The sequence below is a fragment of the Sorangium aterium genome (assembly GCF_028368935.1).
In the GTDB taxonomy this organism is placed as follows: domain Bacteria; phylum Myxococcota_A; class Polyangia; order Polyangiales; family Polyangiaceae; genus Sorangium; species Sorangium atrum.
On sequence record NZ_JAQNDK010000001.1, the window covers coordinates 3,839,787 to 3,853,584 of the forward strand.

Below are 13,798 nucleotides of genomic sequence, written 5' to 3' on the forward strand. Positions count from 1 at the left end.
GACGTCAGCGGATCTCGCGCACTCGAACGGTACAGACCGGCCCGGAAGACGACGGGAAAGCCCCTATGGGCTCGCCAGACTCGAGCATTCCTCGGCGGAGCACGGAAAATCGCACGGAGCGGGCCCTTGTTGAATACCTCACAACGATGCTTGCGTGATCGTGAGTCGCATGATACTCGGATGGCGTCCGGGGCAACGATCATGCCCTGTTTGCAACGAACGGAGCAGGGAACGACGCGCAGCGATCCGCCGGAGCACGACGTCATCGCAAGGGACATCGACCTCCGGCCTCATCTGGCCTCGCTCGCCTCGCCTGTTCCGCCCGGGCTCGCGGCGCCTCCGCCGTGCGCCGATCATCGAACCAGAGGGATATGACAAGCCACGTCCTCATCACCGGTGGAGCAGGGTTCATCGGCTCTCACGTCGCCGACGAGCTCCTGCGCCAGGGGGTCCGCGTCCGGGCGCTCGACAGCCTGGTCCCTCAGGTGCACGGCCCCGACCGCCGCCGCCCGGCGTACCTCGACCCGGAGGTCGAGCTCATCGTGGGTGATGTCCGCGACCGCGACGCGGTGAGGTCGGCGCTCCGGGGCGTGGACGCGGTTGTCCACTTCGCGTCCGCGGTCGGGGTCGGACAGAGCATGTACAAGATCGCGGAGTACACCTCGATCAACAACGTCGGCACCGCCGTGCTCCTCGAGGAGCTCGCCGAGAAGCCGGTCTCGAGGCTGCTCGTCGCCTCCAGCATGAGCGTGTATGGCGAGGGGCTCTACCGGACGGCCTCCGGCGCGGTGGTCCCCGGCGTGAGCCGGCCGCTCGAGCAGCTCAGGCGCGGCGACTGGGAGGTCCGGAGCGAGGCCGGCGAGGCGCTCGTGCCCATCCCGACGCCCGAGTCCAAGCCCCCGTCGCTCGAGTCGGTCTATGCGCTCTCCAAGTACGACCAGGAGCGGCTCTGCCTGATGATCGGGCGCGCCTATCAGATCCCGACCGTCGCGCTCCGCTTCTTCAACGTCTACGGCCGCCGCCAGGCCCTCTCCAACCCGTACACCGGCGTCCTCGCCATCTTCGCCGCGAGGCTCCTCAACGGCCGTCCGCCCGTGATCTTCGAGGACGGGCTGCAGCGGCGCGATCTCGTGAGCGTCACCGACGTCGCCCGCGCCTGCGTCCGGGCCCTCGGCGCCGACGCCGCGATCGGCCAGGTGCTCAACATCGGCAGCGGGCGGTCGTACACCGTGCGCGAGGTCGCCGAGCGCGTCCGCGAGGTGATGGGGAAGAGCGGTATCGAGCCCGAGATCGTCGGGAAATCCCGGCTGGGCGACGTCCGGCACTGCTTCGCCGACATCGGCGCGGCGCAGCAGAAGATCGGGTATGCGCCCCGGGTCTCGCTCGAGGAGGGGCTCCGCGATCTCGCCGACTGGCTCGAGGGTCAGGTGGCGAAGGACGCTGTCGCCCAGGCCCGCGCAGAGCTGGAATCCAGGGGGCTGACGGTATGAGCGCCGCGGCGCTCGACCCGGACGGCGCGACCCTGGCGGAAGGACGCCCGGCGCTGATCACCGGCGGCGCCGGCTTCATCGGGGCCAACCTGGCCCACCGCCTGCTCCAGGCGGGAGAGGCGGTGATCCTCTTCGACAACCTCTCCCGCCCCTCGGTGGCGCGCAACGTCGAGTGGCTGAGGCGCACCCACGGTGACCGCGTCACGCTGATCACCGGCGACGTGAGGGACGCCCGCGCTGTCGCGGCCGCGGTCCGGCGCGCCTCCAGCGTCTTCCACTTCGCCGCCCAGGTGGCCGTGACGACGAGCCTCGTCCAGCCGGTGGAAGACTTCGAGATCAACGCCCGCGGGACGCTCAATGTCCTCGAGGCGATCCGCGCCGAGAGCGCCCCTCCGCCGCTCCTCCTCACGTCGACCAACAAGGTGTACGGCGGCCTCCCCGACGTCCCGCTCTCGTGCAGCGGCCGGCGCTACGAGCCCACGGATCCGGAGCTCCGGGCCTCCGGCGTCTCCGAGGCCCGCCCGCTCGATTTCCACAGCCCCTACGGCTGCTCCAAGGGCGCGGCGGACCAGTACGTCATCGATTATGCCCGCACCTTCGGGCTCCCCGCGGCGGTGTTCCGGATGAGCTGTATCTACGGTCCTCGCCAGTTCGGGACCGAGGACCAGGGGTGGGTCGCTCATTTCCTCCTCCAGGCGCTCCGGCGGGAGCCGATCACCCTCTACGGCGACGGGATGCAGGTGCGGGACGTGCTCTTCATCGACGATCTCGTCGACGCGCTCCTCCTCGCCCGCGGCGACATCCGGCGGATCTCGGCGTCGGCGTTCAACGTCGGCGGGGGCCCTGAGAACACCCTCAGCCTGCTCGAGCTGCTCGACCTCATCGAGGAGCTCGACGGCAAGCGCCCCCTGATCGGCTTCGAGGGGTGGCGGCCGGGCGATCAGCGGTACTACGTCTCCGACTGCCGCCGGCTCTCCGCGGCCACGGGGTGGTGGCCGCGCGTCCGGGTCCGCGAGGGGGTGCGCAGGCTGCACGGCTGGCTGCGGGAGATGACGGAGACGACGGGCGCCGGGAAGGCCGTCGCCGCCGGCCAGCCCGCGAAGGAGCCGTGCGCGGGGGGCGTCCGGTGAGGTTCGCGCTCGTCAACCCGGCCTGGAGCTTCGAGGGGAGCATCTATTTCGGCTGCCGCGAGCCTCACCTGCCCCTCGAGTACGGCTACGCCAGGGCGCTGCTCGAGGCCGCGGGGCACGAGGCGACCGTCATCGACGCCCAGGCCCGGGGCCTCGCCGACGGCGCCCTCCGCGACGAGGTGGCCGCGCTCCGCGCCGACGCGATCGTGGTGACCACCGCGCCGAGCTACCTCTTCTGGCGCTGCGCGCCGCCCGAGCTCCGCGTCCCGCAGCAGGCGCTCCGCGCACTCCACGGGCTGCCAGGGCTCCGGCTCGCGGTGGGCCCCCACGCCTCCACCACCCCTCGCGCCACCCTGCGCAAGCTCGGGGTCGACGCCGTGGTGATGGGCGAGTGCGAGGACGTGCTGGTGGAGCTCGCCGATCGCCCGCGATCGCGCTGGGGCGAGATCGACTCGATCGCCTGGCTGGAAGGTGACGAGGCGCGCGTGCAGGGCGGCCCGCGCGCCTCGGACATGGGCCGGCTGCCGGCCCTCCGCTGGGACGAGGCCACGGTGGCGCGCCACGCCCACCACCACCACCGCTTCGACGCCGCGCCGATCGGCCCCGGCGCGGAGGTCGAGGCGTCCAGAGGGTGCCCCTACCACTGCACCTTCTGCGCGAAGGACAACTTCCGCGAGGGCTACCGCAAGCGCCCCCTCGACGTGCTCCTCGACGAGCTCGACGGGCTCGTCGCCCAGGGCGTCCGTTACGTCTACTTCATCGACGAGATCTTCCTGCCGGATCGCCCGCTGCTCGAGGCGCTCGTCGATCGCCCGGTGTCGTTCGGCGTCCAGATGCGCGTCGACAACTGGAGCCGGGAGATGCTCGACCTGCTCGGGAGAGCGGGGTGCGTCTCGATCGAGGCAGGGGTGGAGAGCATCACCCGGGAGGGCAGGAGCCTCCTGGCCAAGCGCTGCAAGCTCTCGACCGAGCAGCTCGGCGATCTCCTGATCCACGCCAAGCAGAGCGTCCCCTTCGTCCAGGCGAACCTGATCCAGTCGCCGACCGACGATCCCGCGGACGTCGCCGCCTTCCGGGAGCGGCTCCGGCAGCACGGCGTGTGGGCGAACGAGCCGGTGCCGATGTTCCCTTACCCGGGCTCGCCCGAGTACACGATGCGCTGGGGCGCACCCGATGATCAGGCGTGGGAGCGCTCGGTCGCGCACTACCTCGATCGGTTCGATCGCTTCAGCGACCTCCAGGACAGCCGCCCTCTCCCGCTCTCCGCGCTGGAGATCGCGCCCCCCGGCCATGGCTGACGCCGCGCGCGCCCCCGGCTCCGTCTTGATGACCGCCGACACGGTGGGGGGCGTCTTCTCCTACGCGATCGAGCTCGCGCGCGCGCTCGCGGCGCGCGGGGTCAGGACGTCGCTCGCCACCCTGGGCGGGCCGCTCTCCGCGCCCCAGCGCGAGGCCGCGGGCCGCGTGCCCGGGCTCGCCGTCTTCGAGAGCTCCTTCCGGCTCGAGTGGATGGAGGATCCCTGGGACGACGTCGCGCGCGCCGGGGACTGGCTCCTCGAGCTCGAGGAGCGCCTCCGCCCGGCGCTGATCCACCTGAACGGCTATGCGCACGGCGCGCTCGACTTCCGCGCCCCGAAGCTCGTGGTGGCCCACTCGTGCGTCCTCTCCTGGTGGGCGGCGGTCCTCGGCGGGGAGGCGCCGCCGCGGTACGATCGCTACCGGCGCGAGGTGGCCCGGGGGCTCGCCGCCGCGTCGGCGGTGGTGGCCCCGACCCGGGCGATGCTCGACGCCCTCCTGCGCCACCACGGCCCGCTCCCCGCGGGCTCGCGGGCGGAGGTGATCTCCAACGCCGCCGATCCCGCGCGGTTCGCCCCGCGCCCCAAGGAGGAGCTCGTCCTCGCGGTCGGGCGGCTCTGGGACCAGGCCAAGAACATCGAGGCGCTCGGCGAGGTAGCCCCTCACCTGCCCTGGCCGATCCAGGTGGCCGGGAGCGACGTGCGCCCCGGCGGGGGCGCGAGCGCGATACCCCTCCCCTCGCTCGAGCGCCTCGGCGTGCTCTCGCCCTCCGCCGTCGCCGCCGCGCTCGGCCGCGCGTCGATCTACGCTCACCCGGCCCGCTACGAGCCGTTCGGCCTCTCGGTCCTGGAGGCGGCGCTCTCCGGGTGCGCCCTCGTCCTGGGCGACATCCCCAGCCTGCGCGAGGTCTGGGGGGACGCGGCCCTCTACGTGGATCCCGGCGACACGGAGGCCCTCCGGCGCGCGCTCCGGACGCTCATCGACGCGCCCGGCGCGCGGCGCGAGATGGCTGCGCGCGCCCGCGCCCGCGCCCTCGGCTTCTCGCCGCGGCGGATGGCCCGGGGCTACCTGCGCCTCTACGGCGAGCTCCTCGGCCGCGGGCGCAGCGAACAGCGCTCGCCGGCGAGGGAAGCGCGCTCGCCGGCGCGCGATGCGGCCGTGGTGCTCGAGCGGCGCGGGACCTCGGGGTTCGCGGCCGCGCTCCCCGCGAAGAAGGCGAGCACGCCATGCGCATAGCCCTGTTCTGCCACTCCCTGCTCTCCGACTGGAACCACGGGAACGCGCACTTCCTCCGCGGCGTGGTCACCGAGCTCGCCGAGCGCGGGCACGAGGTCCGCGCCTTCGAGCCGAGGGACGCCTGGAGCCTCCAGAACCTCGTCGCCGATCACGGCGACGCGCCGCTCCGCGAGGTGAGGGAGGTCTATCCGCGCGTCGATCCGATCCGCTACGACCTTGCCTCGCTCGACCTGGACGAGGCGCTCGAGGGCACCTCGCTGGTCATCGTCCACGAGTGGAGCGAGCCCGAGCTGGTCGCCCGCATCGGCGCGCACCGGGCACGCGCGCCGCGCGCGCCGTACCGGCTGCTCTTCCACGACACGCACCACCGGTCGGTGACGGATCCCGGGGCCATGGCGCGCTACGACCTCACCCGCTACGACGGCGTCCTCGCCTTCGGCCGGGTGATCCGCGACCTCTACCTCGCGCGACGATGGGCCCGCCGGGCCTTCGTCTGGCACGAGGCCGCAGACGTCCGCGTGTTCCGCCCGCGCCGCGGGGCCGGGCCGGAGCGCGATCTCGTGTGGATCGGCAACTGGGGCGACGAGGAGCGCACCCGCGAGCTCGACGCGTTCCTGATCGGCCCTGCGCGCGATCTCGGCCTCTCCGCCCACGTGTACGGGGTGCGTTACCCCGAGCACGCCCGCGCCGCGCTCGACGCGGCCGGCATCGAGCACCGGGGCTGGCTCCCCAACTACCGCGCTCCCGAGGCGTTCGCGCGGGCCAGGGTGACCGTCCACGTCCCGAGGAGGCCCTACGTCGCCTCGCTCCCGGGGATCCCGACCATCCGGCCGTTCGAGGCCATGGCCTGCGCCATCCCGCTCATCTGCTCGCCGTGGAGCGACGCGGAGGGGCTGTTCTCGCCCGGCCTCGACTACCTCGTCGCCCGGGACGGCGACCAGATGAAGCGCCACCTCGCGGCCCTCCTCGCCGAGCCCGCCCTGGCGGCCGAGCTGGCGGAGCGGGGGCGCAGGACGATTCTCGCGCGCCACACGTGCGCCCACCGGGTCGACGAGCTCCTCGCCATCTCCGCCGAGCTCGGCGTCGAGGTCGACCCTCCCGCGCCCGCCGCCACACCCCAGCGAGCCACGTCATGAACCGACGCAGCCCACGCCCGACCCTGAGCCGATCGCTCGACATCGCCTTCTTCGGATCGAGCCTCGTCTCCGCCTACTGGAACGGAGCCGCCACCTACTACCGCGGCATCCTCCGCGCCCTCGCGGCGCGAGGGCACCGCATCACCTTCCACGAGCCGGACGCCTACGATCGGCAGAAGCACCGCGACATCGAGGACCCGCCGTGGGCCCGCGTCGTTGTCTATTCCGGCACCGACCCCGCGGAGCCCAGGCGGCTCGTCGAGCAGGCCCGGAGCGCCGACGTCGTCGTCAAGGCCAGCGGCGTCGGCGTCTTCGACGAGCTGCTCGAGGCCGAGGTCGCCGCGCTCGATCGGCCGGGGCTCACGACGATCTTCTGGGACGTCGACGCCCCGGCCACGCTCGAGCGGGTCCGCGCCGCGCCGTCGGATCCCTTCCGCGCGCAGATCCCGCGCTACGACCTGGTCTTCACCTACGGCGGCGGCGACCCGGTGGTGCGCGGCTACGAGGCGCTCGGCGCGCGGCGCTGCGCGCCCATCTACAACGCGCTCGACCCCGAGACCCACCTCGAGGTCGCGCCGGATCCTCGATTTCATTGCGATTTTGCGCTGCTCGCCAACCGCCTGCCGGACCGGGAGCGGCGCGTGGAGGAGTTCTTCCTGCGGCCCGCGGCCGCGCTCCCCGGGCTCCGGTTCCTCCTTGGCGGCAGCGGCTGGCAGGACAAGGCGTTGCCCCCGAACGTCCGTTACGTCGGGCACGTCTACACGGCGGACCACAACGCCTTCAACGCCAGCGCCCGCGCGGTGCTGAACGTGGCCCGCGACAGCATGGCGTCGGTCGGCTTCTCCCCGGCGACCCGCGTCTTCGAGGCCGCGGGCGCGGCCGCGTGCCTCGTCACCGACGCGTGGGAGGGGATCGAGCTCTTCCTCGAGCCCGGGCGCGAGGTGCTGGTCGCGAGGAGCGGCGACGACGTCGCGGAGATCCTCCGGACGCTCACGCCCGAGCGGGCCCGCGCGATCGGCAGGGCGGCGAAGCAGCGCGTGCTCGCGGGGCACACCTACGCCGAGCGCGCGAGGCAGGTCGAGGCCCTGCTGGCCCGCCCCGACGGCGCAACCCTCACCGCGAACGCGCCGCCGTGAAGCCCATCTCCTTCGTCTTCCTGGGCCTGTCGATCACCTCGTCGTGGGGCAACGGCCACGCGACGACGTACCGCGGGCTGCTCAGGCGGCTGGCCCAGCGGGGGCACAGCGTGCTGTTCCTGGAGCGGGACCTCTCGTTCTACGCGGAGAACCGCGACCTCCCGAGCCCGCCCTACGGCCGGACCGAGCTCTACCGGGGGCTCGACGATCTCCGCGCGCGCTTCGCGGGCGCGGTGCGCGACGCGGACCTCGTGGTCGTCGGGTCCTACGTGCCCGACGGCGCCGAGGTCGGCGCCTGGGTGACGGAGACGGCGCGCGGCAAGACCGCGTTCTACGACATCGACACGCCGGTGACGCTCAAGCAGATCGAGCGGGGAGGCGCCGGGTACCTGTCTCCGGCGCTGATCCCGCGGTACGACCTGTACCTCTCGTTCACGGGCGGCCCGACGCTCGAGCGGCTCGAGCGCCGCCACGGGGCGAAGCGGGCGCGAGCGCTCTACTGCTCGGTGGATCCGGACGAGTATTTCCCGGAGCGCGCGCCCCCCCGGTGGGATCTCGGCTACCTCGGCACATACAGCGCCGATCGCCAGCCCACGCTGGACCGGCTCCTCGTCGCGCCGGCGCGCCGCTGGGGGCGAGGCCGCTTCGTTGTCGCCGGCCCGCAGTACCCGGCGGACCTCGGCTGGCCCACCAACGTCGATCGCACGGATCACGTCCCGCCGGGCGATCACCGCGGCTTTTACGGCGCGCAGCGCTTCACGCTCAACGTCACCCGCCGGGACATGATCGAGGCGGGGTACTCGCCGAGCGTGCGCCTCTTCGAGGCGGCGGCGTGCGGCGTGCCGGTGATCAGCGACGACTGGCCTGGGCTCGACGAGCTCTTCGAGCCTGGCAAGGAGATCCTTGTCGCCCGCTCCCCGGAGGAGGTGCTCCACCTGCTCCGCGAGCTCCCCGAGCGGGAGCGGATCGCGATCGGCCAGCGGGCGCGCGAGCGCGTGCTCGCCCGACACACCGCGGCGCACCGCGCCGAGGCGCTGGAGAGGTACACCCGGGAGCTGCTCGACGAGCAGGACGCGCCGGAGCGCCCGGGGGACCGGGGGGGGACCGGGAAGGATGACGTCGACGCGGCGAGTCGACCTGGAGAGGAGGTCAGAGAGACATGAGCGCAGCGCTGCGCATCCTGGTGACCGGGGGCGCCGGATTCGTCGGCTCCCACCTGTGTGATCGGCTGATCCGGGAGGGCCACGAGGTCGTCGCGCTCGACGACTTCTCGACGGGCTCCCGGGACAACGTCGCCCATCTCCTCTCTCACCGGCGCTTCCGGCTGGTGGAGCACGACGTCATGCAGCCGTACGAGCGGGAGGTCGATCGCATCTACAACCTCGCCTCGCCGGCGAGCCCGCCGCATTACCAGCGCGACCCGGTCCGGACCACGCTGGTCAACGTGGTCGGCGCGCTCCACGCGCTGAAGCTCGCCGAGGGCTGCGGGGCGCGGGTCTTCCAGGCGTCGACCAGCGAGGTCTACGGCGATCCCGAGGTCCACCCGCAGCCGGAGGACTACCGGGGCGCGGTGAACCCGATCGGGATCCGCTCCTGTTACGACGAGGGGAAGCGCTGCGCCGAGTCGCTGGTGATGGACTTCCACCGGCGCGGCGTGGAGGTACGCCTGGCGCGGATCTTCAACACGTACGGCCCGCGGATGGCGCTCGACGACGGTCGGGTGGTGTCGAACTTCATCGTACAGGCGCTCCGGGGTGAGGACCTCACAGTGTACGGCGATGGATCCCAGACACGGAGCTTCTGCTACGTGGACGACCTCATCGAGGGGATCGTCCGGCTGATGGAGCACCCGGCCGAGACGGGCCCGGTGAACCTGGGCAATCCCGAGGAGTTCACGGTGCTGGAGCTCGCCGAGGAGGTGCTCCACCTGACCGGGAGCCGCGGTCGCGTGGTGTTCCGCCCGCTGCCCGAGGACGATCCGAGGCAGCGGCAGCCGGTCATCGATCGCGCGAGGCGGGTGCTCGGGTTCGAGCCCAAGGTGCCGTTGCGCACGGGTCTTCGCCGCACGATCGAGGGTTTCCGGAGCGCGCTCGGGCTGGGCCATCGCGCACCTGGGCTCCCTGTGTCGGACGATGACGCACCATTGCCCCGGGCTGCGAACGGCTGAGTCGAGCCGACCGTGGAGCCGGTGCGGCGCTCATGATACCGTGAGCGCTCTGACGCCCGATTGTCGCACAGGGCCGTGCGGCGAACGGCAGGGGCACTACGCCCTTAACTTAGAGCGAAGGAGAGCGGCATGGATCTCAGGGCATGGTGCGCGGCGCTCTGCGCGGCGACGGTGGGTATCGCGGGCTGCGGCGGGGACTCGGGCACGGGCGATACCGGCGGTTCGCCGGGCGGCTCGAGCTCGGGCGATGCGCCGGCGGGGGGTTCCAGCGGCCAGGGGGGTTCCTTCGGCGAGGGGGTTGGCTCCGGCATCGGGTCCGGGTCCGGCAGCGGGACCAGCGGAGCAGGAGGCAACGGCGCGACGGGGTGCGAGCACGTCGATGTCGTGTTCGCGCTCGACAACTCCTCGAGCATGGATGAGGAGAAGGCATCGATGCGCGACGTCGTGTTCCCGGCGTTCGCGCAGGCGTTGCTCGATATCGATGGCATCATCGACTTCCGCGCGGCCGTGATGGACGCCTGCCCGCTCCCCGCCAACTTCCACACGCGCGGCGCCGCGGGCGACTGCTCGTTCCAGAGCGGCAAGGCGTGGATGGAGAGCACGAGCACCGACCTCACGGGCGAGTTCCAGTGCGCTGCCGACCTCTATGCGGACGACGTCGAGTGCACCGGCGACAGCGACGACGAGCAGCCCGCGTCCACCGTCGCCGCCGCGCTGGAGCCGCCGTTCTCGACCGCCGAGAACGCGGGGTTCCTCCGCAACGACGCGCTGCTCGTGGTGGTGGCGATCACCGACGAGGACGAGCAGCCCGTCCCGCGCCAGACGCCGCAACAGATCCACGATCGGCTGGTCGCCGCGAAGGGTGACGCGAAGAACGTGGTGTTCCTCGGCATCGGCGGGAGGCGGGAGTGCGCGGGCGCTTATGGGGACGCGGAAGCGGCCGAGGACATGCAGAGGCTCGTGGACCTGTTCGCCGCCGATGGCCGTGGGTTCTTCTGGGACCTGTGCGAAGGGCACCTCGAGGACGGCCTCACGAACGCCCTCGCGGCGATCGAACAGGCGTGTGGGGAGTTCGTGCCCATCAACTGACCGCGCCGGCGAGGCGAGCTGACGAAGGGGGCGGCGCCATGAGGCGCCGCCGGCAGGCTACCGCGGCAAGCTCTCCTGGTCTTCCTCCGGCGCTTCGCCCTCCTCGGCGCCGAGCTGATCGACTTCCTCCCACAACGCATCGAGTTCCAGCCGGAGCCCTTCGCACCCAGGCACATCGATGCTCCCATCGGTCGCGTCGAGCGCGTGCGCATAGCGCCCATCCGCCCCGAGCTCCAGGACCTCGATGCTCCGGAGCTGCGGATCGACGATCCAGTACCAGCGCACCCCGAAGGCGGCATATTCGCGGAGCTTCTCGACACGATCGCGGCGCCCGTCGCTCGGCGTGGGAGAGACGACCTCGACGGCGATATCGGGCGGGATACGCACGAGCCCCCGCGCCGGCGGCCTCCGGTTCTCGGGAAAAAAGACGGTCACGTCGGGCTTCCGGCCCCGCTGCGCCTTGACCGCGAATTTCGCGTCCGAGCCGCCCACCAGCCCGCCGCGGGGGGTGATCCAGACGCGGAGCATGTGGATCAACCAGCCGACCACGACCTCGTGAACGTAGCCGGACACCTCTTCCTCCACGAGCAGCCCGTCCACGAGCTCGCCCGGCTCATCCTCGGGCAAGGCCGCCCACTCGACGAGCGACATCCGCCGGCCTGACGCGGGTGCGGGTGAACGAGCCGCGGCCTGGACCATGAACAGAGCCTATCACGCCCGACGCAAGGGGTGTACCGCGACGGCGGCCCGCCTCTGCTCCCACCAGACGCGCGCACGCATGCGCCGCACCTCGGCGAACCATGAGGGCTGGCAGGGGTGACGGCGGGCCCGATATGCCCCGGAGACCGCCGAAACGCGCTCCAGAAAAGATCCTTGACGGTACATAATCATGTTGTTATAAAAAGTAACACTGTTACGTCCGAAGACATGGACGGCCATTGCGCCGCCCGGAGGCCAGGCGACACGGACATGGCGAGCTCGCGCCCGAAGACCACGAAGACCAGCGGCACGACCCAGGCGGAGCGCCTGCAGGCGTCGAGCTTGCAGCGCCGCGAGCAGCAGAAGGAGAACCTGCGGGGCGCGATCCTGGCGGCGGCGGGCGAGCTGTTTCTGGAGCAGGGCTACGAGGCGTTCTCGATGCGCCAGGTGGCCGAGCGCATCGGCTACTCGGCGACGACGATCTACCGCTATTACGAGGACAAGGACGATCTCCTGTTCGCGATCGTCCACGACGGCTTCACCGAGTTCCAGCGGGCGCTCGTCGCGGCCGCCGAGAGCACGGCGGACCCGATCGAGCGGCTCGTGGCGCTCGGCGCCGCGTACGTTCGCTTCGGCATGGACAACCCGGTGCACTACCGGCTGATGTTCATGCAGCGCTTCGATTTCGTCTTCGACCAGCGGAAGGCGCGGCAGCAGCCGATGATCGACTCGTTCGACGTGCTGCAAAACGCGGTCGCGTCCGCGATGGATGCCGGCGTGATGCAGCGCGGAGACGTGGAGCGCCACAGCCAGGTGGTCTGGGCCCTGGTCCACGGGATCACCGCCCTCGGCCTGGCCGACCGCGGCCGCTTCACGGCCGACGACGTCGACCGGACCATGGAGATCGCCATGAAGATGATGGTCCGGGGCCTGCACCCCTGATCGCTCTCTTTTTTTCCCGCGAAGTTAACACTGTTACTAATAGTTTCATCGTTACAATCAGCAGTCGGTGGAGGGTATGATGGATAAGGTCTTTGGACTGAGCGGCTTGCTCGTGATGCCGTTCTGGTTCCTCATGATTTTTCTGCCCCGCGCTCGATGGACGCGGCGGATCATGGAGTCGCCGCTCGTCGTCGTCGCGCCCGCGCTGCTCTACACGGCGCTCGTCCTCCCGGTCATCGGCGAGGTGCTGCCGATCGTCAACCAGCCGAGCCTCGCGGCGGTCGCCCCGCTGCTCGGCTCGCCCGCGGGCGCCACGATCGGCTGGGTTCACTTCCTCACCTTCGATCTCTTCGTGGGCCGGTGGGTGTACCTCGACAGCCGCGATCGCGACATCTCGCCGTGGCTCATGGCCCCGGTGCTCTATCTGACGCTGATGCTCGGGCCGATGGGGTTCTCGCTCTACCTCGCCGTCCGCGCGATCGCCGATCGATCGGCGCGCGCCCTCGACAGGACCGTGGCGCAGCGCCGCGTCGAGGAGGCCTGACATGAGCGCGCGCTCTGTGACCACCTCGCTCCAGCTCCCTCGCCCGATCGAGGAGCTCCTCCGGCGGAGCCCCGTCCTGTTCGCGGCGGCCGCCGCCCACGTCGCGCTGCTCGTCTTGCTGCTCGCCGTCGCCCCGCTCGACGCGCGCCTCGTGATGGGGGTGAACCCGTGGATCAAGCCGGCCAAATTCGCCGCCTCGATCGCCATCTACCTCCTGACGATCAACTGGCTCGTCGGCGATGTCGCGCTCCCGCCGAGGGGCCGCAGGGCGGTCGTCTGGGGCACGGTGGCGCTGGTGAGCTTCGAGATGATCGCGATCACCGCGCAGGCGGCGCGGGGCGTGGCGTCGCATTTCAATCAATCGACGCTGTTCGACGGCGCGGTGTTCGCGCTCATGGGCATCGCCATCCTCGTGAACACGGCGCTCGCGGCGTACCTCGCGTACAGGTTCTGGGCGGCGCGACCTCCGCTGCCGGCTCCCTACCTCTGGGGCATCCGGCTGGGTCTCCTCCTGTTCCTGCTGGCCTGCGCGGAAGGCGGCGTCATGTCGGCGCACAACGCGCACGGCGTCGGCGTCGCCGACGGCGGGCCCGGGCTCCCCGTCGTCAACTGGAGCACCCGAGGAGGCGACCTGCGCATAGCGCACTTCTTCGGGATGCACGCGCTGCAGGCCGTCCCGCTGGTCGGGTACTGGCTGTCGGCGCGGGCCTCGGGGTCGGCGCCGCGCACGCGGCGGGCGGTGCGATGGGTCATCGCGTTCGGCGTCGCCTACGGCGCCGTCGCGCTGGCGCTCTTCCTGACAGCCCTCGCAGGGCGACCGCTGATTCGAATGTAGCGCGCCACGAGGACGGCGGTCCTGCGCTAGGCGAGCCCGCGCGGACCACCGACGATGGCGCGTGACAATGGGCGCGAGCAGGGAGTCGTCAAGCCCAT

At 71.6% G+C, this 13,798-nt stretch carries 13 protein-coding genes; 12 read left to right on the forward strand and 1 reads right to left on the reverse strand.

Going from position 1 to position 13,798, the window contains the following annotated elements; all coding sequences use genetic code 11:
• Positions 1-371: 371 nt before the first annotated feature.
• The 9 genes from POL72_RS14195 (at position 372) to POL72_RS14235 (ending at position 10,680) form a co-directional block, all read left to right on the forward strand.
• The gene (locus tag POL72_RS14195; protein ID WP_272095741.1) at positions 372-1,490 is read left to right on the forward strand and encodes an NAD-dependent epimerase/dehydratase family protein; all 1,119 of its coding nucleotides are present in this window, start codon (positions 372-374) and stop codon (positions 1,488-1,490) included.
• Positions 1,487-2,620, forward strand: a complete 1,134-nt coding sequence (locus POL72_RS14200) for an SDR family NAD(P)-dependent oxidoreductase (RefSeq protein ID WP_272095742.1) — start codon at positions 1,487-1,489, stop codon at positions 2,618-2,620. The genes POL72_RS14195 and POL72_RS14200 overlap by 4 nt, the downstream gene beginning before the upstream one ends.
• Positions 2,599-3,918 carry a TIGR04295 family B12-binding domain-containing radical SAM protein gene (locus POL72_RS14205; protein WP_272095743.1) on the forward strand — a complete coding sequence of 440 codons (1,320 nt, stop codon included), beginning with the start codon at positions 2,599-2,601 and terminating at the stop codon, positions 3,916-3,918. The genes POL72_RS14200 and POL72_RS14205 overlap by 22 nt, the downstream gene beginning before the upstream one ends.
• Positions 3,911-5,152 carry a glycosyltransferase family 4 protein gene (locus POL72_RS14210; protein WP_272095744.1) on the forward strand — a complete coding sequence of 414 codons (1,242 nt, stop codon included), beginning with the start codon at positions 3,911-3,913 and terminating at the stop codon, positions 5,150-5,152. The genes POL72_RS14205 and POL72_RS14210 overlap by 8 nt, the downstream gene beginning before the upstream one ends.
• A complete protein-coding gene (locus POL72_RS14215; RefSeq protein ID WP_272095745.1) occupies positions 5,143-6,288 on the forward strand; it encodes a CgeB family protein in 1,146 nt (381 codons plus the stop codon). The genes POL72_RS14210 and POL72_RS14215 overlap by 10 nt, the downstream gene beginning before the upstream one ends.
• Complete coding sequence (locus tag POL72_RS14220) at positions 6,285-7,424, forward strand: CgeB family protein (protein ID WP_272095746.1); 1,140 nt, start codon at positions 6,285-6,287, stop codon at positions 7,422-7,424. Before POL72_RS14215 ends, POL72_RS14220 begins: the two co-directional genes overlap by 4 nt.
• Positions 7,421-8,587: a CgeB family protein gene (locus tag POL72_RS14225; RefSeq protein ID WP_272095747.1), complete on the forward strand. Its 1,167-nt coding sequence runs from the start codon at positions 7,421-7,423 to the stop codon at positions 8,585-8,587. Before POL72_RS14220 ends, POL72_RS14225 begins: the two co-directional genes overlap by 4 nt.
• Positions 8,584-9,591, forward strand: coding sequence for a UDP-glucuronic acid decarboxylase family protein (locus tag POL72_RS14230; RefSeq protein WP_272095749.1), 1,008 nt, complete (start codon positions 8,584-8,586; stop codon positions 9,589-9,591). The genes POL72_RS14225 and POL72_RS14230 overlap by 4 nt, the downstream gene beginning before the upstream one ends.
• A 129-nt stretch (positions 9,592-9,720) precedes the next feature.
• The gene (locus POL72_RS14235) at positions 9,721-10,680 is read left to right on the forward strand and encodes a hypothetical protein (RefSeq protein WP_272095750.1); all 960 of its coding nucleotides are present in this window, start codon (positions 9,721-9,723) and stop codon (positions 10,678-10,680) included.
• A gap of 57 nt (positions 10,681-10,737) precedes the next feature.
• Here POL72_RS14235 and POL72_RS14240 read toward each other — a convergent pair whose 3' ends face one another.
• Complete coding sequence (locus POL72_RS14240) at positions 10,738-11,379, reverse strand: Uma2 family endonuclease (protein ID WP_272095751.1); 642 nt, start codon at positions 11,377-11,379, stop codon at positions 10,738-10,740.
• A gap of 270 nt (positions 11,380-11,649) precedes the next feature.
• Between POL72_RS14240 and POL72_RS14245 the strand changes: the two genes are divergently transcribed.
• The 3 genes from POL72_RS14245 to POL72_RS14255 all read left to right on the forward strand — a co-directional run bounded on the left by POL72_RS14245 (position 11,650) and on the right by POL72_RS14255 (position 13,700).
• Positions 11,650-12,321 carry a TetR/AcrR family transcriptional regulator gene (locus POL72_RS14245; RefSeq protein WP_272095753.1) on the forward strand — a complete coding sequence of 224 codons (672 nt, stop codon included), beginning with the start codon at positions 11,650-11,652 and terminating at the stop codon, positions 12,319-12,321.
• Between the two features lie 76 nt (positions 12,322-12,397).
• Entirely contained in the window at positions 12,398-12,865 is a 468-nt protein-coding gene (locus tag POL72_RS14250) for an ABA4-like family protein (RefSeq protein ID WP_272095755.1), read from the forward strand.
• Position 12,866: 1 nt separating this feature from the next.
• Positions 12,867-13,700 (forward strand): hypothetical protein, encoded by an 834-nt coding sequence (locus tag POL72_RS14255; RefSeq protein WP_272095756.1) that lies wholly within the window; start codon positions 12,867-12,869, stop codon positions 13,698-13,700.
• Positions 13,701-13,798: the final 98 nt, after the last annotated feature.

Excerpts from the sequence above, each read along its gene's own strand:
- POL72_RS14195 (WP_272095741.1), top strand. The coding sequence starts at position 372 with ATGACAAGCCACGTCCTCATCACCGGTGGAGCAGGGTTCATCGGCTCT.
- POL72_RS14215 (WP_272095745.1), top strand. The coding sequence starts at position 5,143 with ATGCGCATAGCCCTGTTCTGCCACTCCCTGCTCTCCGACTGGAACCAC.
- POL72_RS14220 (WP_272095746.1), top strand. The coding sequence starts at position 6,285 with ATGAACCGACGCAGCCCACGCCCGACCCTGAGCCGATCGCTCGACATC.
- POL72_RS14200 (WP_272095742.1), top strand. The coding sequence starts at position 1,487 with ATGAGCGCCGCGGCGCTCGACCCGGACGGCGCGACCCTGGCGGAAGGA.
- POL72_RS14255 (WP_272095756.1), top strand. The coding sequence starts at position 12,867 with ATGAGCGCGCGCTCTGTGACCACCTCGCTCCAGCTCCCTCGCCCGATC.
- POL72_RS14250 (WP_272095755.1), top strand. The coding sequence starts at position 12,398 with ATGATGGATAAGGTCTTTGGACTGAGCGGCTTGCTCGTGATGCCGTTC.
- POL72_RS14240 (WP_272095751.1), bottom strand. The coding sequence starts at position 11,379 with ATGGTCCAGGCCGCGGCTCGTTCACCCGCACCCGCGTCAGGCCGGCGG.
- POL72_RS14235 (WP_272095750.1), top strand. The coding sequence starts at position 9,721 with ATGGATCTCAGGGCATGGTGCGCGGCGCTCTGCGCGGCGACGGTGGGT.
- POL72_RS14230 (WP_272095749.1), top strand. The coding sequence starts at position 8,584 with ATGAGCGCAGCGCTGCGCATCCTGGTGACCGGGGGCGCCGGATTCGTC.
- POL72_RS14245 (WP_272095753.1), top strand. The coding sequence starts at position 11,650 with ATGGCGAGCTCGCGCCCGAAGACCACGAAGACCAGCGGCACGACCCAG.
- POL72_RS14210 (WP_272095744.1), top strand. The coding sequence starts at position 3,911 with ATGGCTGACGCCGCGCGCGCCCCCGGCTCCGTCTTGATGACCGCCGAC.